The sequence below is a fragment of the Pseudomonas sp. St316 genome (genome assembly GCF_018325905.1).
Taxonomy (GTDB): Bacteria; Pseudomonadota; Gammaproteobacteria; order Pseudomonadales; family Pseudomonadaceae; genus Aquipseudomonas.
The window spans coordinates 1481619-1498709 of the sequence record NZ_AP021901.1; the positions used below are offsets into that span (position 1 = coordinate 1481619).

Annotated in this window: 14 protein-coding genes; 5 read left to right on the plus strand and 9 right to left on the minus strand. The window is 61.2% G+C overall.

Annotation, left to right across the window (positions count from 1 at the left end; genetic code table 11):
* Positions 1 to 6: 6 nt before the first annotated feature.
* Positions 7 to 1956 carry an LTA synthase family protein gene (locus KI237_RS06595; protein WP_212799278.1) on the minus strand — a complete coding sequence of 650 codons (1950 nt, stop codon included), beginning with the start codon at positions 1954 to 1956 and terminating at the stop codon, positions 7 to 9.
* A gap of 208 nt (positions 1957 to 2164) precedes the next feature.
* Here KI237_RS06595 and colR point away from each other — a divergent pair, with 208 nt between their 5' ends.
* From colR to KI237_RS06620, 5 genes are all read left to right on the plus strand, one after another.
* A complete protein-coding gene (gene colR / locus KI237_RS06600; RefSeq protein ID WP_024779529.1) occupies positions 2165 to 2848 on the plus strand; it encodes a two-component system response regulator ColR in 684 nt (227 codons plus the stop codon).
* Complete coding sequence (locus KI237_RS06605; RefSeq protein WP_212799279.1) at positions 2838 to 4115, plus strand: sensor histidine kinase; 1278 nt, start codon at positions 2838 to 2840, stop codon at positions 4113 to 4115. Before colR ends, KI237_RS06605 begins: the two co-directional genes overlap by 11 nt.
* A 113-nt stretch (positions 4116 to 4228) precedes the next feature.
* Entirely contained in the window at positions 4229 to 4897 is a 669-nt protein-coding gene (locus KI237_RS06610) for a class I SAM-dependent methyltransferase (protein ID WP_212799280.1), read from the plus strand.
* 4 nt (positions 4898 to 4901) lie between these two features.
* On the plus strand, positions 4902 to 5612 hold the full coding sequence (locus tag KI237_RS06615) for a lipopolysaccharide kinase InaA family protein (protein ID WP_212799281.1): 711 nt from the start codon (positions 4902 to 4904) through the stop codon (positions 5610 to 5612).
* 2 nt (positions 5613 to 5614) lie between these two features.
* Positions 5615 to 5842, plus strand: coding sequence for a hypothetical protein (locus KI237_RS06620; RefSeq protein ID WP_212799282.1), 228 nt, complete (start codon positions 5615 to 5617; stop codon positions 5840 to 5842).
* A 209-nt stretch (positions 5843 to 6051) separates the two neighbouring features.
* Here KI237_RS06620 and KI237_RS06625 read toward each other — a convergent pair whose 3' ends face one another.
* The 8 genes from KI237_RS06625 to KI237_RS06660 form a co-directional block, all read right to left on the minus strand.
* Complete coding sequence (locus KI237_RS06625; protein ID WP_212799283.1) at positions 6052 to 9078, minus strand: multidrug efflux RND transporter permease subunit; 3027 nt, start codon at positions 9076 to 9078, stop codon at positions 6052 to 6054.
* Positions 9079 to 9091: 13 nt separating this feature from the next.
* Positions 9092 to 10240, minus strand: coding sequence for an efflux RND transporter periplasmic adaptor subunit (locus KI237_RS06630; protein ID WP_212799284.1), 1149 nt, complete (start codon positions 10238 to 10240; stop codon positions 9092 to 9094).
* Between the two features lie 155 nt (positions 10241 to 10395).
* Positions 10396 to 11493: a DUF1513 domain-containing protein gene (locus KI237_RS06635; RefSeq protein ID WP_212799285.1), complete on the minus strand. Its 1098-nt coding sequence runs from the start codon at positions 11491 to 11493 to the stop codon at positions 10396 to 10398.
* 2 nt (positions 11494 to 11495) lie between these two features.
* Entirely contained in the window at positions 11496 to 12560 is a 1065-nt protein-coding gene (locus KI237_RS06640) for an imelysin family protein (protein WP_003204891.1), read from the minus strand.
* A 28-nt stretch (positions 12561 to 12588) separates the two neighbouring features.
* Positions 12589 to 14016 (minus strand): di-heme oxidoreductase family protein, encoded by a 1428-nt coding sequence (locus KI237_RS06645; protein WP_212799286.1) that lies wholly within the window; start codon positions 14014 to 14016, stop codon positions 12589 to 12591.
* Between the two features lie 280 nt (positions 14017 to 14296).
* Complete coding sequence (locus tag KI237_RS06650; RefSeq protein ID WP_212799287.1) at positions 14297 to 15637, minus strand: sensor histidine kinase; 1341 nt, start codon at positions 15635 to 15637, stop codon at positions 14297 to 14299.
* 66 nt (positions 15638 to 15703) lie between these two features.
* Positions 15704 to 16141: a Spy/CpxP family protein refolding chaperone gene (locus KI237_RS06655; protein ID WP_212799288.1), complete on the minus strand. Its 438-nt coding sequence runs from the start codon at positions 16139 to 16141 to the stop codon at positions 15704 to 15706.
* Between the two features lie 269 nt (positions 16142 to 16410).
* Complete coding sequence (locus KI237_RS06660) at positions 16411 to 17088, minus strand: response regulator transcription factor (RefSeq protein WP_003204879.1); 678 nt, start codon at positions 17086 to 17088, stop codon at positions 16411 to 16413.
* Positions 17089 to 17091 lie beyond the last annotated feature (3 nt).

Genomic DNA, 17091 nt, shown 5'->3' on the forward strand with positions numbered 1-17091 from the left:
GTTCGATTAACGGTCGCTGACTTGCTCGACACCCTCCTTGGGTGCTCTCCAGCCAAGCAGCTGTTGTTTGAAGCCATAACTGGCGGTTTGGTAATACGTGATGGCGCGGTGGATCAGAGGGTCTTCGCTGTTCACCCGGGATTCGCGACTTTCGGTCAGCGCATCGTCATGCCGTCGCAGGCCTTGGCGTGGACTGAGGATTGCCAGATCCTTGCCGTCGAACAGGCCCAGATGCTGATAATTGCCTACGACGACGCGGGGCGGCAACGGGTTGTCCTGCAACAGGTTGCGGCCGAAGAACGTCGACTGGTAATCCAGGTTCAGCAAACCGAGCAAAGTGGGTGCGAGATCGATCTGACTGGCGAGTTGGCCGCTTTCTCGTGGTTCGATCAGCTTCGGTGCGTAGACGAACAGTGGGATCTGATAATTGCTGATCGGCAGGTCTTCCTTGCCAGCGCTGCCGGCAGTGTGGTCGGCGACGAAGACGAAGATCGTGTTATCGAACCACGGCTTTTCCCGTGCCTGCTCCAGAAACTGACCAATGGCGTAATCGGTGTATTTCACCGCGCCATCACGCCCATTGCCGGACTTGATGTCGATCCGATCATCCGGATAGGTGTAGGGGCGGTGGTTGGACGTGGTCATCAGCTGCAACAAAAATGGCTGTTGCCTGGCGTAATTGGCATCGGCCAGTTTCAACGTCTGTTTGTACAGATCCTCGTCAGCCATGCCCCAGGCATTCTTGAAGTGGATCTCGGATTCATCAATGCTGCTTTGATCGACGACCCGATAGCCGTTGCCGCTGAAAAACGCGTTCATGTTGTCGAAATAGCCGCGCCCGCCATACACAAACACGCTGTCGTAGCCGACTGCTTTCAATTGCTGGCCAAGGCTGGCGAAGCCGCTTTCCCGGCCAATGCGCTTGACGATCGAGCGTCCCGGGGTAGGCGGAATAGCCAGGGTGATGGCTTCCAGGCCTCGGTCGGTGCGAGTGCCCGTGGCGTAGAAGTTACTGAAGTACAGGCTCTGTTTGCGCAAGGCGTCCAGATTGGGCGTCAGGTTGCGCTGGTCACCGTTGCTGCCCAGGTACTTGGCGCTGAGGCTTTCGATGGTCACCAGCACGATGTTCGGTTTGCGGACGGTGCCGGGGTTGTCGATCATTCGACGGATATCCTGCGGATCTTCACCGATGAAGCGCGCATTGGGCTCGCTCAGTTCGGCCCGTATCTGCTGGGCGACGATATTCGGGGCCAAGTTGCTGTAGAACTGTCCATAGTCCAGTTCGTTGTTACGAAACGCCGCGAAGAACTGATACGGGCCGTTGCTCGCCAGTTCGTTCTGATAGGCATTCCCGCCCTGAGCGCGTGGGGCATCCTGGCTGAGCAATTGCAAGCTCAGGCCCGCGACAGCCAGCAGTCCTAATGCACTGAGCAGGCGTCCGCGCAAGGGGGGCAATGGCGCGGCCAGCGCGGCATTGAACGGTTTGCCCAACGCCAGGCTCAAGCCCGCGGCCAGTACAGCGAGAATCGTCAGCAGAGTGCCGATTGGGTACGATTCCAGCACGTTGTTCAGCACTTCATCGGAATAGACCAGGTAATCGACGGCAATGAAGTTGAAGCGCACGCCGAACTCGTCCCAGAATAGCCATTCGGCGACGGCGGTGAACAACATGACGAACACGCTGACGGTTAGCAGCCCTCGAAGAAACCAGCGGTGACCGCGACGCTGCCACAGGGCCGGGGGGCAAAGCATCAAATACAGCCCCATCGGCAAGATTGCATAGGCGAGAAAGCCCAAGTCATACAGCAGACCGGTGCCAAACACGGAAAACGCGACGCCTCCAGCCTCATCCAAGTGAGTGAGCAGCAGGACGGTTCGGGTCAGGAGAAACACCACCAGCCAGGTGCTGGTGATCAACAGCAGAAAGCGCATGGGCGCTGCTTTGATAAAGTCCATTTACTACTTTCCTTATATATCAATCCGATAGCGCGAGAGTGTTGCTCCTTCACTGTAGTCGGGGCGTGAATCGATAGTGAAAAAAACATTAAGAGCTGGTGGGGGGCAGGCGTCGATTTGCGCAGCAGCCAGCCCTAGCCCTGAATCGGCATTGGCCGTAAGCTGCGCGGGCCAAGATGGCCGTTAACCGTATACGCAGGAGGTGTCCATGCGAATTCTACTGGTTGAAGACAACCGCGACATACTCGCCAACCTGGCCGATTACCTGGGGCTCAAGGGCTACACCGTCGATTGTGCCCAGGACGGTTTGTCGGGGTTGCACCTGGCCGCGACCGAACACTACGACCTGATCGTGCTCGACATCATGTTGCCGGGCATCGACGGCTATACCTTGTGCAAACGCCTGCGCGAAGACGCTCGGCGCGACACACCGGTGATCATGCTCACCGCGCGGGATCAGTTGGATGATCGTTTGCAGGGCTTCAAGTCCGGGGCCGACGATTACCTGATCAAGCCTTTTGCCTTGTCGGAACTGGCGGCACGGATCGAAGCGGTCATGCGCCGGGCCCAGGGTGGTGGCCGGCGGGCGTTGCAGGTGGGCGACCTGAGCTACGACCTGGACACTCTGGAAGTGACCCGCGAAGGCAAGCTGCTCAAGCTCAACCCCGTTGGCCTGAAGCTGCTGGCGGTACTGATGCAGAAAAGCCCCCACGTGTTGCGTCGGGAAATCCTCGAGGAAGCCCTCTGGGGCGATGATTGCCCGGACAGCGACAGCCTGCGCAGCCACGTCCATCAATTGCGCCAGGTGATCGACAAACCGTTCGAAAAACCCTTGCTGCACACCGTGCATGGCGTCGGTTATCGCTTGGCCGAGGGCCGCGATGGAGTTTAAGCAAAGCCTTGCCCAGCGGATCATCATTGCCTTTGCGCTGATGAGCGCGTTGGTGGCAGGGGCGTTCGCCATGGGGATCGTGGCGACGGTCCATCTGGTCGAAGAGAAACTGATTTCCGCCGGGCTTGGTGGCGATCTGCAACGCTTGCTATTGATGGACAGTGTCTCGGACTGGAACCATCGGCCGGAACCCGACCAATTGTTTTATTTCAGTGGCGGCCCAGGTGATTTCGAGCTGCCCAAGGACCTGCGCCATCTGGAGCGTGGTTTCCACGAGGTGTTTCGCGAGCAGTTGTCGTATCACGCCATGGTCGAGATCGTTGACGGTCGGCACTACGTGTTGCTGCAAGATCAGAGCGACTTCGAGGAGCGCGAGCGAGTGCTGTTCGCCGTGGTGCTGGTGGGGTTTGTGCTCAGCCTGGCGCTGGCGGTATTTTTGGGCTGGGTCCTGGCACGTCGGGTGATGGCGCCGGTGGTTCGCCTGGCCAGGCAGGTACGTCATCGTGATCAGCTCCTGGGTCTTGCTCCGCCGCTGGCTCCGGATTATGCCGCCGATGAAGTGGGTGAACTGGCCGTGGCGTTCGACGCGACCTTGGGGCGGCTGCGCCAGGCCCTGACCCGCGAGCGGTTGTTTACCAGCGATGTGAGTCACGAATTGCGCACGCCTTTGATGGTGCTGGCCACGTCCTGCGAACTGCTGTTGGAAAACCCGGCGCTGGATCAGCGCGGCCGCACCCAGGTCGAACGCATCAACCGCGCCAGTGAGGAAATGCGCGAACTGGTGCAGACCTTCCTGATGCTCGCCAGGGCCCAGCGCGAAGACAATGGCATGTCACCTCGGTCGACCCTTGCGCAAGTGGCCGAGAACCTCCTTGGGGTATGGCGCGCGCCCATCGAGTCCAAGGGGCTGACGCTGATCTTCGACCCGGGGCAGACCCTCGAGACGCTGTATAACGCCACGTTCCTGACCGCCGTGATGGGGAACCTGCTGCGCAACGCCCTGCACTACACCGACCAGGGGTTTATCCGTCTTTCGTTGAGCGCTACCGGGTTCGTGGTCGAAGACAGCGGTGTGGGTATTCCCGAAGAGAAGCGCGAGGCGATGTTCGAGCCATTCGTGCGAGGTAACGAGCAGCGTGGCGAGGGGTTGGGACTGGGGCTGTCACTGGTCCAGCGGATCTGCGAAAACCAGGGCTGGACCGTGAGCCTCAGCACCATGAAGCCCAACGGTTGCCGTTTCGAGGTGGCGTTGAGTCCGACGGGATGAGCTTGCCTGGACAAATCTTGTAACCATTGCTGGCCTCTACATGACGTTGTTTTCACAAAGAGATGACATCTCTATTCATAAGGTGGGGTCGATTTGCAATGGAGCCCCCCTCAATGTCCAAACCCATCAAGCTGGATTTTTCCGAGAAATATGACGAGCAGCACGCTCGCAAATACTTCAATAAGCATCGCAACGGCTTGAGCCGTCGCCTGTCCAACCAGCGAGATCAACAGCTGGCCCGCCGAGCGTTGGGGCTTGTCGGCGATCCAGGCCTGGTGTTGGACCTGCCCTGCGGTGCCGGGCGCTTCTGGTCCTTGCTGGCCGAAAAACCGAACCGGGTGATCATCGGCGCTGACAATTCCGAGGCCATGCTCAAAACTGCCTTGGAAGCTCAACCGGCCGATGTGGTGAAACGGGTACAACCCTTGCACACATCTGCGTTCGACATCGCCTTGCCTGATAGCGCCGTCGATAGCATTTTTTGCATGCGCTTGCTGCACCACATTGGTGATCCCGCGCATCGCCTGGCAATTCTGAAGGAATTCGCGCGTGTCAGCCGCGACAGCGTGATTGTTTCCTTGTGGGTCGACGGCAATTTCAAGGCTTGGAAACGCAAGCGCCAGGAACGCACCCGTGGGCAGAAAGGCTACCAGAATCGATTTGTGTTACCGGTTGCTACAGTAGAAGAGGAATTTCGCCAGGCCGGGTTCCGCATTCAGGAACGACTGGATTTTCTACCGCTCTATGCCATGTGGCGAGTTTATGTATTACGCAAGAGGTAAAAGCATGGTTGTGCAGGTAGCAGAGGCATCAGGAACCCCCCGCGACAGCTTCGATTATTTCTGGAGCTTGCAGGGGGAGTGGGTGGAGGAGCCCAACGTACGACGCGGCGGTGAAAGCGGCGTACAGCGGATCACCAGCAAGGATGGCGAATTGTTATATGCCAAGCGCCAGACCGGGCACATCTATCGCAGTTGGCTGCACCCGTTCGGTCGCCCTACGGTGCTGCGTGAGCAGGACGCGCTCCTGGCATTGCCCCGACTCAATGTTCGAGTACCCGAGCTGGTGTTTTGTGGTGCCCTGCCGGACCCCGACCATCAGTGGCGAGCGCTGCTGGTGACCCGTGCGCTCGAAGGTTTCGAAGAGATTGAACACTGGTATGCCGGTGGCGGCCGCGAGCGTCATGGCGAAGCGGTGCATGACCAGATCCTCCGGGAGTTGGCCGAAAACCTGGCCCGTATGCACAGGGGCCGCTGGCAACATAGCTGCATCTACATCAAGCATGTCTTCGTGCGTGTGACCGGGGAGGGCGAGGCGGCCAAGCCTGAGGTGGCGCTGCTGGATCTGGAGAAATGTCGTCGACGCCTGACCGCGCGGCGAGCGGCCTCCCATGATATGAAGCAGCTACGGCGCCACTCGTCGTTTAGCGACGCTGACTGGAAAAAACTCGTCTACTTTTACGAAGCGGCGTTTGGCAGCGCTATCAAAGGTTTATAGCGATGAAACTAGAAATTGCTAGAGGTTTGTTTTTAGTTGGAGCCCTGGCAGTTGCATCGATGGCGGTGGCTGTTTGGGAACAGCCACGCTCGCAGATCCTCAGTGCTTCCAATGCTGATGCGCATTGTCCTTTGCCGCGTGTGGCGAAGGTCAGCGAGGCGATCCAGCCGGACAATGATCTGCTTCTGTTCATGTTCAGCTTGTCCCAGGGGATGAGGCCGCAAAGTTGAGAGACATGAAGCCAAAATAAAGGCCTCGCTTGTGCGAGGCCTTTATTTTTTTACGACAGGAAAACCAGTGTGGCAAGGGGATTTATCCCCGTTGGATTGTGGGAGTAAAGCTTGCTCGCGAAACGGCCGCTCCGATTCCTGGAGGACCGCACCGCCTTCATCGCGGGCGAGCCTTGCTCCCACAGTATTCCTCGCCACAGGTGTCTGCGTCAGGCCTTGTCCGGCTTGGCCAGCAGCGTGTAGACGCAAGGCAACACGAACAACGTGAACAAGGTGCCAATCGACATGCCCGTGGCGATCACCGTGCCGATGTCGAAGCGGCTCACCGCCCCGGCGCCTGTGGCGAAGATGAGCGGCACCATGCCGAACACCATCGCAGCAGTGGTCATCAGTACCGGCCGCAGACGAATCGACGCGGCTTGCTCCACGGCTTCCCGCGGCGTCAGGTTCTGTTCCCTGCGCAGTTGGTTGGCGAATTCGACAATCAGGATCCCGTGCTTGCTGATCAGGCCAATCAGGGTCACCAGGCCCACCTGGGTGTAGATGTTCATGCTCGACCAGCCGAGGAACAGCGGAATCAAGGCGCCGCAAATCGACAGCGGCACCGTCACCAGGATCACCAACGGGTCCCGGAAACTTTCGAACTGCGCGGCCAACACCAGGAAGATGATTGCCAGGGCGAGGGCAAAGGTCACCCACAACGCACTGCCTTCCTGTACAAATTGGCGCGAAGCCCCAGCGTAATCGAAGGCGAACCCCACCGGGGCTTCCTCCCGGGCGATCTGCCGGACGGTCTCGATCGCCTCACCCATGCTCACGACGGGAAAGCCCGAGATGGTCACCGCATTGAGCTGCTGGAACTGGTTGAGTTGCCGTGGTCGCGCCCGGTCGCTGACCTTGATCAGGGTCGATAGCGGCAGCGATTCACCCTTGGCATTTTTCACGTAGTAGTTGTTCAACCAGTCCGGGTTATCCCGGAAGGGGCGTTCGACCTGGGCAATGACTTTGTAGCTGCGTCCCTCGAGGGTGAAGCGGTTGATCTCTGATTCGCCCAACAGCGTCGCCAGGGTACCGCCCAGATCTTGCATGGAAACGCCCATCTGGGCGGCCTTGGCGCGATCGATATCCACCACGACTTCTGGCTTGTCGAACGCCAGGTCAATGTCCATGAAGGCGAACTTGCCGGATTCCAATGCGCGCTTTTTGACCCGATCGGCAATCTCCAGCAGCGTCGCGTACTCCTTTGGCGAGTTGATGACGAACGCGAACGGCAAGCCTTCGCCGGTACCCGGCAGCGAGGGCAGGTTGAAGCCGAAGATCTGCAAGCCAGGCACGCTTTCCAGCTTGGCCTGGACCTCTGGCAGGATTTCCATCTGGGTGCGGCTGCGTTCGTTCCAGGGCTTGAGCAGAAAACCGCCGATGCCCGATTGTACGCCGTTGTAGCCGTTGATCTGGAACGAGGAGTAGTACTCCGGAAACTCCTTGAAGATGGTAATGAAGTGATCGGTATAGCTGTTCAGGTAGTCGAGGTTGGTTGTCTGCGGGGCGTTGGCCATCATGAAGATGATGCCCTGGTCTTCGTCGGGGGCCAGTTCGGACTTGGTGAACATGATCAGCACCGGGATCAGCAGCAGGACGATCACCGCGAACACCAGTACCACCGGCCGGGTGTTGAGCGTGCCGTGAAGCATGCGCTGGTAACGGCTCTTCAAACGTTCGAAAACCATGTCCAGCCGGTGGGCCAGCCCCGAGGGGTTTTCGTCGTGGCGCAGGAGCATGGCGCACATCATCGGTGACAGGGTCAGGGCGACGATCCCGGAGATCACCACCGCCCCGGCCAGGGTCAATGCAAACTCCTTGAACAAAGCGCCCGTCAGGCCCTGGAGCAGGCCGATCGGTGCATACACCGCTGCCAGGGTGATGGTCATCGAGACCACCGGCATGGCGATTTCCCGGGCACCTTCTATTGCGGCGTCGAATGGGGTCTTGCCTTGCTCGATGTGCCGGTGAATGTTCTCCACCACCACGATGGCGTCGTCCACCACCAGACCGATGGCGAGCACCATGGCCAGCAGTGTGAGGAGGTTCATCGAGTAGCCCATCAACTGCATGAAGAACATCACGCCGATCATCGACAGTGGGATGGTCACCACCGGGATGAGTACCGAACGCAGGGCACCGAGGAACAGGAACACCACGACGATGACGATCAGTACCGCCTCGAACAGGGTTTTCACCACTTCGTCGATGGAGGCCTGGATGAACAGGGTGGCGTCGTAGGCAATTTCGGCCTTGAGGTTGGTCGGAAGCTGGGCCTCCATGTCCGGCATGATCTTGCGTACTTCCTTGATCACATCCAGCGGGTTCGCACCGGGCGTGGCCTTGATCCCGATGTACACCGAGGGCGTGCCACCAAAGGAGCTGATGGTGTCGTAGTTCTCGGCGCCCATTTCCACGCGGGCCACGTCCCGCAGCAACACACGGCTGTCGCCGTCGGTCTTGAGCGGGATCGCGCCAAAGGCCTCGGCGGACTTGAGCTCGGTATTGGCGTTGATGCTGGTGACGACATACTCGCCTTTCAATTCACCGGCCGCGGAGAGGAAGTTGTGCTGGCGCACGGCATTGGTCACGTCGGCGGCAGTCAGGCCGAAACCGGCGAGCTTGACCGGGTCCAGCCACAGGCGCATGGCAAAGACCTGGTTGCCGAGGATCTCCGCCTCAGCCATGCCTGGCAGGGTCGCCAGTTTGGGCTGGATCACCCGGGACAGGTAGTCGGTGATCTGCGGGTTGTTCAGTTCCTTGCTGAAGAAACTGATGTACATCAGTGCCGAGGCATCGGCGGCCTCGCGGCTCAGGACGGGGTCCTCGGCGTCCTGGGGCAGTTGGTTCTTGACCTCGTTGGCCTTGGCCAGCAGTTCGGTAAAGAGCCGATCGCTGTTGGAACCGATGCGGGCATAGACCGAGATCACCGAGAAATTCTGGCGGCTGACCGAGGTCATGTAGTCGATGCCCTCGGCACTGGCCAGGCTCTGCTGCATCGGCTGGGTGATGTAGCCCTGGATGGTCTCGGCGTTGGCCCCGGGGTAGGCGGTGGTCACCGTGATCAGGGCGTTTTCCATTTGTGGATACTGGCGCAGGGGCAACTTGCTCCAGGCCTGGAAACCCAGCAGCACGATCAACAGGCTGACCACGGTGGCGAGCACCGGACGGCGAATGAATGGATCGGTAAAAGCCATGAGGGTTCCTTGATCAGTCCGCGCGCGGCGGGCTGTTCTGTTCGGTCAGGGTCTTGTCGTCGCTGATGGCGATCGGCGTACCGTTGTCGAGTTTGATCTGGCCGGCGATCACGACTTGTTCGCCGCTCTGCACGCCTTTGGAAACCAGTACTTTCCCGTCGCGTCGCTCGCCGGTTTCAACGAAACGCCGTTCGGCGATCAGGACCGGCTGGCCCTTGTCGTCCTTCTCGACAGTGCCGTCGGCGGCTTTCTTTTGGCTCACCACGTACATGGAGTTGCCGTAGAGGGTGTAGGTCACGGCGCTTTCCGGCACGACGATTCCGGCGGCCACGTCCGGCAGGATCACCTGCAGGTTGGCGAACATGCCGGGCAGCAACTTGCCGTTGGGGTTGGCCAAGGTGGCACGCACCAGCACGTTGCGGGTGCTGTCCTCGACCTTGGGGTTGATCGCGCTGATGGTGCCGACGAAGGTCTGCTCGGGATAGGCCGAGACACTGACGTTGACCGACTGGGCAACGGCGAGCCTGGGCACGGTTTGCTCAGGGACGTAGAAGTCCACGTAAAGACTGCTGAGGTCCTGCAGGGTGGCGATCACCGTGCCGCTGGCCAGGTAGTCGCCAACGTCCACCTGGCGAATGCCGATGGTGCCGCTGAACGGGGCCAGAATCTGTTTTTTGGCCAGCGAAGCCTTGAGCTGGTTGACCGTGGCCTGGTTCTTCTTCAGTTGTGCCGAGAGCCGGTCGAATTCGCCCTTGGAGATCGCCTGGCTGCCCACCAGTTGTCGGCCGCGACCGAAATCCAGTTGCGCCAGGCCAAGGTCGGCCTCGGCGGTTTCCAGCAGGGCGCTTTCGACTTCACTGTCCAGTTGCAGGAGCGGTTGGCCGGCCTTGACCTTCTGCCCGGACTGGAATTGCACCTTCTGCACGGTCCCGGCGATTTCCAGGCTCAGGTCCACGCCTTGCAGCGCCTTGAGGCTGCCAACGGTGGGCAGGCGAGCTTGCCAGGGTTGCTGGGCGGCCGTGGCCACGGCCACGCTGACCGGCGGTTTGGGTGCAGAAAACATCTGGATCTGCTGGTAGACGGAGAAGGCCTTGTAGCCGGCGAGCAACAGCACCACCAGCAGGACAACACCCAACATGATCAGCATGCGGCGACGCAGCATGTTCCACTTCCTTGGAAAAGAGCTGAGAGAAAATACAGATAGGCGGGCACATTACTCTGAGTGTGCGGGGTATTCCAGATGCTGGCAGGCGGGTGGTGCGTGGGATTTTTCCGAAAAATCAGGGAGCTCGGCGCCGATGGGCTTCGCTCCCTGGCTCAGGCCAGATGCAAATGGTTGTCCCAGAGCCCCGCCGGCAGATCCAGTGGTTTTGCAACCAGTTGTGTCTGCCTGCAATCGTAATAGCGGCAACGCCCTTGGCCCGACGTCACGACAAAACCGTCGGCCACTGCGCCCACGCCGGCACAGTCCGGCAGTGGCGCATCCAGGCGTACTTCGCCACTGTCCAGGTCCCAGATGAAGAAGCGATTGCCACGAGGGGCGGTCAGGGCCACCAGGCGCAGGTCGCTGTGCACGGCGACGCTGGCAGTGTAGTGCCCCATGGCCTGCAATTGCTCTTCAGGCACCGGGAACGCCTGGAACGGTTGGCCCGGCCGCTTGATCGCCAGCAGTTCCGACGATTCGTGGGCAGCGCCCATGAACTGCTGGCCGGAGACGATGGTGCCGTCGCTGGCAATGCCCAGGTGGCGCACGCTGTTCATCGACTGGGCGAGGGTTTCCTTGCTCAGCAGGGTGCCGTCGCGTTGCATCAGCACCAGGCTCGGTTCCATGGCGTCGAGGTTCATTTCGACCCGGCTTTCGGCCTCGGTGCGAATGCCGCCATTGGCGACCACCAGCGTTTCGCCATCGGGCATCCATGACACCTGGTGCGGACCGATGCCATGGGTGGACATCTCGCCGCTGTGCACCAGCCGCTCGCCTTCGAAACGGTACACGCCCAACAGGCCGCGTCCCGGGTCGGTGGTGTCGTTCTCGGTGGCATACAGCCATTCGCCGCTTTTGTGGATCACCGCGTGGCCATAGAAATGCCGGTTCGGCAACGAGGTGATGGTTTGCAGCAGCGTCCCGTCGCGCAGGTCGATCAGGTAGCTTTCGGTACCTGGACGACGGGCGACGAACAGCGCAATCGGTTGTGTCGGATGATTGATGATGTCATGGCAACGCTGGCCGACCTGGGTGGCGAACACCCGGGTGCCGTCCAGTCGATAGCCGACGGCGTAGTGCTTGCCGTCGCCATCGTCCCGTGCCGAAAGTAGTAGCGGACTCTTGTCCTTTTGCTTGAACAGCGTCCAGCCGCCCAAGGTAACGGCGCCGAGCAGCAAGCTGCCCAGTGCCAGGACCTGACGTCGAAACATGATCAGTCACCGTCGTTGGCATTGAAGCCCAGTTGAATGCCCAGCGCCTTGGCCAGTTCGCCTTCGTGCAGGCGATGGACGACGTTGAGGCTGTCATACAAATCGTTGAGTTGCTGGCGCCCGGCATCATCGTTGAGCATTTCGGTCAGCGAACGCTGGCTGCTGGCGAACAACTTCAAGGAGGCATCGTAGGCGGCATCGATCTTGTCGGCCAGTGGCTTCTGGTCGCTTGGCAACAGGCCACGCAGGCCCTTGTTGTCCACGCCTGCCCAGACGGTCCTGGCCGCGCTCAGGCTGGCCTCCAGACCTTGCAGCGACGACTGGCTGCGCCAGGCATCGGCCTGGAACGGTTGGGGTACGCCTTTGCTCTGGCGGCCCATCGGCGTGCCGAGTTTTTTCTTCAGCGTGTCCAAGGCAGTGACCTGCACACGCAGCAGATCGGCGATGGCCTCGTGGGAGTCGGCGTAGCGCTGGTTGGGGAACTTGCTCATCTGGGCGAGCATGCCGTCGTTGGTGTTCCAGCGCGACAGGATCTCCTCGGCCAGTTGTTTCTGGCGTTCGCCGATGGCGGTGAGCAGCGGGCAGTACTTGGCTTTTTGCGCGCTATCGGCCATGTCGATCTTGGCGTCGAACAGCAGGTATTCATAGGCCGAGAGGCCCTGGACCACGACGCTGGACTTGGCCAGGCCGGCGGCGTCGATCTGTGGCTCGCTGTTGACCAATTGCTCGACCTGGCGGCCCACCAGGTTTTTCTTGTCCGGCCAGAACTGCACCTGCCAGGCGCGGTTGCCCTCGGCCAGCGGCCCGATCAGCAGCGGTTGCAGCTCGGCCCAGGCTTTTTGCGCCTTGAGGAAATCGGCACGGGCAGTTTCCAGGTTTTCCTTGCCTTGGCAGAACGCCAGGGCGCTGGTCGCCAGTTGCCGGTCGGCATCGACCCAGCGGCTGTAGGTCGGCAGGATCACTTGCTTGGCGATGGCGGCCGAGGTAACGGCTTGCGGATCCTGGGGCGAGCAGGCACCAAGGGCGATGGCGGCAAGGCTGGTGAACAACAGCTTGGGACGGAACATGTCGTGCTCCCACTTCTGGAAAAGGCGTTTAAAGGGAATTCAGGAAGGCCAGCAGCGCAGTGCGCTGCTCGGCATTGAACGATAAAACCTGGCGCTGCGCCGCTTGTGCTTCGCCGCCATGCCACAGCACGGCTTCGAGCAGGTTGCGGGCGCGACCGTCATGCAGGAACTGAGTGTGGCCGTTAACGGTTTCGGTCAGGCCGATACCCCACAGTGGCGGGGTTCGCCAGTCACGGCCGCTGGCCTTGAATTCGCTGCGGTTGTCCGCCAGGCCTTCGCCCATGTCGTGCAACAGCAGGTCGGTATAAGGGCGGATGACCTGGTTTGCCAGCTCCGGTTCGGCAGCCTTGGCCGAGGTGGTGTATTTCGGTGTGTGGCAAGACTGGCAACCGGCCTGGAAGAACAGGCTCTTGCCCGCCAGCACCTGGGGTGAATTCACCTCGCGACGCGCCGGTACGGCCAGGTTGCGGCTATAGAACAGCACCAGTCGCAGAATATTGTCGCTGACTTCCGGCTCGCCGTCCGGGCCGTTGCCGCTGGGCGCGCGCTGGCAGTCGACTTGCGTCTCGGTGCAATCGTCGAAAGGCCGCAGGCTGGTGGTCAGGCCCATGTCCCCGGAGAAGGCGTGGACGTTCTGTTGGTTGAGATTGGGCTGCCCGGCCTTCCACCCGAACCGTCCCAGGACGGTTTTTTGCTGGGCATCGTCCCAGACCTGGTTGGGACGCCCGGCGATGCCGTTTTTCTCCCGGGCCTGGGTCTTGGCGTTATCCAGGATAGCTTCGTCGGGGATGGCCTCGAGCAGTCCCAGGCCGATCATCGGCGGGGCGATGCGGGCGGAAAAACGCGTGTCCGGGTGCATCGGTCCGTAGGCCAGTTGGGTGATCTGCAGGTTCGGCTTGCGCAGGTCCACGACGGTGCCGTCCGTGAAACGCACCGGGACCGGTGTGTAGTCGACTCGCACCTTGCCTTCGGGGGCGACGCCGGGCACGGACATGTCCTGCAACTGCCCGCCGTAAACCGGTTCCGGCACGACGCCCAATTGTTCGATGACCTTGGCGTAAGGCGGCGCGTCGGGGATCGACAGGCGCACCAGCATCGATACTGCGGTGGCCGCGTCCGGCGCGGGCGGGTGGCCGCGACCGTCCTTGATGTGGCAGTTCTGGCAGGCGTTGGTGTTGAACAAGGGCCCGAGGCCGTCGCGGGCGGTGGTGGTCGAGGGCGCGATCACCCAGGGGCTGCGAAAGAAACTGTTGCCGACGCTGAAATCCACACGCCGCGAGGGCGGCAGGTTGGCCGAGGGCAGGGAAAAGGCGTTCTGATCCGTCTTGCGTACCGTCGCGGCGCCACCGGAACGGGCTTCACCCGGTTCGGCCTGGGTAAAACGCGGGGCATCATCGCAGGCGCTCAGGCCCAGGGCCATGAACAGCGCACATAAACGAAGAGGCAACGACGGCATCGGGCATCCTGGAAGATGAGTGAAAACGCGGGCGCAAAGTCTAACAGGGCGGGGCAGTTTGAATAAGAGGAATTATCGTTTGGTTGGTCGCAGAGCCGCTTTGATGTGAGAGAGGAAAGTCCTGCTCACTCAAGGATCCGCCATGACGAGGGAAGTTATACCGCTATGTGGGAGCAAGGCTTGCCCGCGATGAAGGCGATGCGGTCTATCAGAAGTTGAGGCGCCTGTTTCGCGAGCAAGCTTTGCTCCCACAGTGGTGACTGGCTTTTCATCTGAGGGGTTATGGCTGGACGACAGCCCCCGGTACCAACGGCAACTCCAGCGTCGCGATGAAGCCACCGCCAGGATGATTGCCCAGCACCAGCGTGCCCCCGTGGCGTTCGGCGGCACGGCGCGCGATGGCCAGGCCCAGGCCATGACCGGCGGCGGTCTGGCCGGGCGCGCGGTAGAACGGCTCGCCCAACTGTCCCAGGTGTTCGGTCTCCACCCCTGGCCCGTGGTCGCGCACGCTGACCAGAATCCGTTCACCCTGGCGCATCGCGCGCATCTCGATCGATTGCCCGGCCGGATTGAAGCGTTGGGCGTTGCGCAGCAGGTTGTCCACCGCTCGCTCAATCATGGTCGGCCAGCCCTTGAGGGTCAGGTCCGCCTCGGTTTCGAGCTGCACGCTTTGTTCCGGTGAGGCCAGTTGCGCATCTTTTTGCAGGGTGACCAGCAAGCCGTTGAGTTCCACCTCTTCGGCGCCGGCGTTGTCGGCATCGACCCGGGCCAACACCAGGATTTCGCTGATCAGCGCTTCCAGGCGATCGCATTCGCGGGTCAGGCGCGGCCAGAGTCTTTCACGCTCCTCGGGGCTGGCCCGCTCAGCCAAGGCCAAGGCAATGCGCAGCCGGGCCAGTGGCGAGCGCAGTTCGTGGGACACGTCGCGCAACAGTTGCCTTTGGCTGGCGATCAAGCTTTGCAGGCGCGCGCCCATGCGGTTGAAGTCAGTGGCCAGTACGCCGAACTCGTCCCGCCGGTTGGCCAGCTTGGCGAGGCTGTTCTGCTGGTAGGCGGCCTGGCCCAGGTCATGCACCGCACCGCGCAGGCGACTCAGCGGGCGGGTGATGGACAGCGTCACCAACAGGCTGAACAAGGTCAGCACCACCAGCGCGATCCCCAGGGCACTGAGGGGCCAGAGCAGGCTGTCGCGGTGCCAGGCGTCCAGTTCGGGGTGGGGGATGCGGTAGATGAACAAATACGTGTCACCGGTCTTGGCGCTGGTGAATTCGTCGGTCAGTCGCCGCCAGGGCAGGCGCCGGTCGTCGTTGTTCTGCCGGGCCTCGAACGCCGCGGCGCGTCGTGGGAAGGTGCCGCGCACCACCGGGTCGCCGCTTTCGTTGAGCACCTGGACATCAATGTGGTACTGGCGCTTGCGCTGTTGCAGGATCTCCTGCGCGGCGTCCTCACCCTGGCTTTCGTAGGTTTGCGTCCACTCTTCGGGCAGGGTATTGAGCCCTGGGTGACGACTGAGAATCCAGGCATCCTGGTTCAGCATGTGACCCAGCAGAATCGAGAGTCCTGCAACCAGGGCGATGGCCAGCCAGAAACTGGCCAGGATGCGCCAGAACAATGAACGCACGGTCAATCCTCGAAAACAAAGAAAGCCCAACGGCGACTGGCCGTTGGGCTGGGGGGCTTCAGTGCATTATTGCGCTTTTTGCGGCTGTTGCGCTTTCCAGGCCTTGAACTCAGCCCACTCGGCGCGACGCTCGGCCTGTTTCTTCTGGATCGCGTCGAACTCTTTCTGCTGTTCAGGCTTCAACAGTCCGCGGATCTGGGCATCGATCTTCTCATGCCGGGCTTGCATTTCGTCCTGCATGGCTTTCTGGTCGGCTGGCGACAGCTTGGCCAGGTACTTGTCTACCAGTTCGCGTTGTTCGTGGCGCTGCTCGCCCATGATCCGGCGAATCTGCTGGCGCTGTTCGCGGCTCAGGTCCAGTTGGCTGTAAGGACCTTTGTCGTGCATCTGGCCGCCGTGGCGGGGGCCGTCCATTGGGCCCATCGGGCCGGCGCCTTCGGGCATGGCCATGGCGACAGTAGGCAGGGCTGCGGCGAACATCAGAGCGATAAGGGTCTTGCGCATGGTGTGTCTCCTTGTCTCATTCCCGGTCAGTTCCGGATGTGTGCAGATTACGGAGATCAAGGTCAGCGGCGGTCAGGGGTGGGTAAAGCTTGGGTAAAGACGGTCTGGTGCAGACCTGACAAAACTGCAGGGTCGAACATCAAATCCTGTGGGAGCAAGGCTTGCCCGCGATGAATATAGCGCGGTACCTGAGGAACCGAGGCGCTTGCATCGCGAGCAAGCCTTGCTCCCACAGCCCATCCCCTTGCCACACGTAATCGGTGTCGTGTTCAGAGGCTGTAGTAATACCCACGGCTACGCAGGGCCACGATGCGCGGACGGCCGTCGGGGTGGGGGCCGATTTTCTTGCGCAGGTTGCTCACGTGCATATCGAGGCTGCGGTCGTACAGGGTCAGCTTGCGGCCCAGGGCGATCTGCGCCAGTTCCTGCTTGTCCAGCGGCTCGCCCGGTTGCTTGAGCAACGCTTCGAGCAGGCGGCTTTCGGAAACGGTGAGGGTTTGTTCCTGTTCATCGATGCTGACCACGCCACGCACCGGGCTGAAGGTCAGGTCACCCAGTTCGATCTGGCTGGACACCGCAGTCGGGTGGCTGCGGCGTAGCACGGCGCGCAGGCGGGCGGTCAGTTCGCGTGGATCGCAAGGCTTGGCCAGGTAATCATCGGCGCCCAGTTCCAGACCGAGGATGCGGTCCAGCGGTTCACCCCGGGCCGACAGCATCAGCACCGGCAGCTCCGGGTGATCGCTGCGCAATTGCTTGAGCAGTTCCAGGCCACTGCCGTCGGGCAGCATCACGTCCAATACCACGGCTGCCGGGGCGGTTTCGGCCAGGGCCTTGCGGGCACTCTGGCCATCGTGACAGGCCCGGACCTGGAAACCTTCCTGGCTCAACCAACTGACGAGGAGCTCGCACAGCTCCTGGTCATCGTCTATCAGTAACAGCTCGCTCATGAC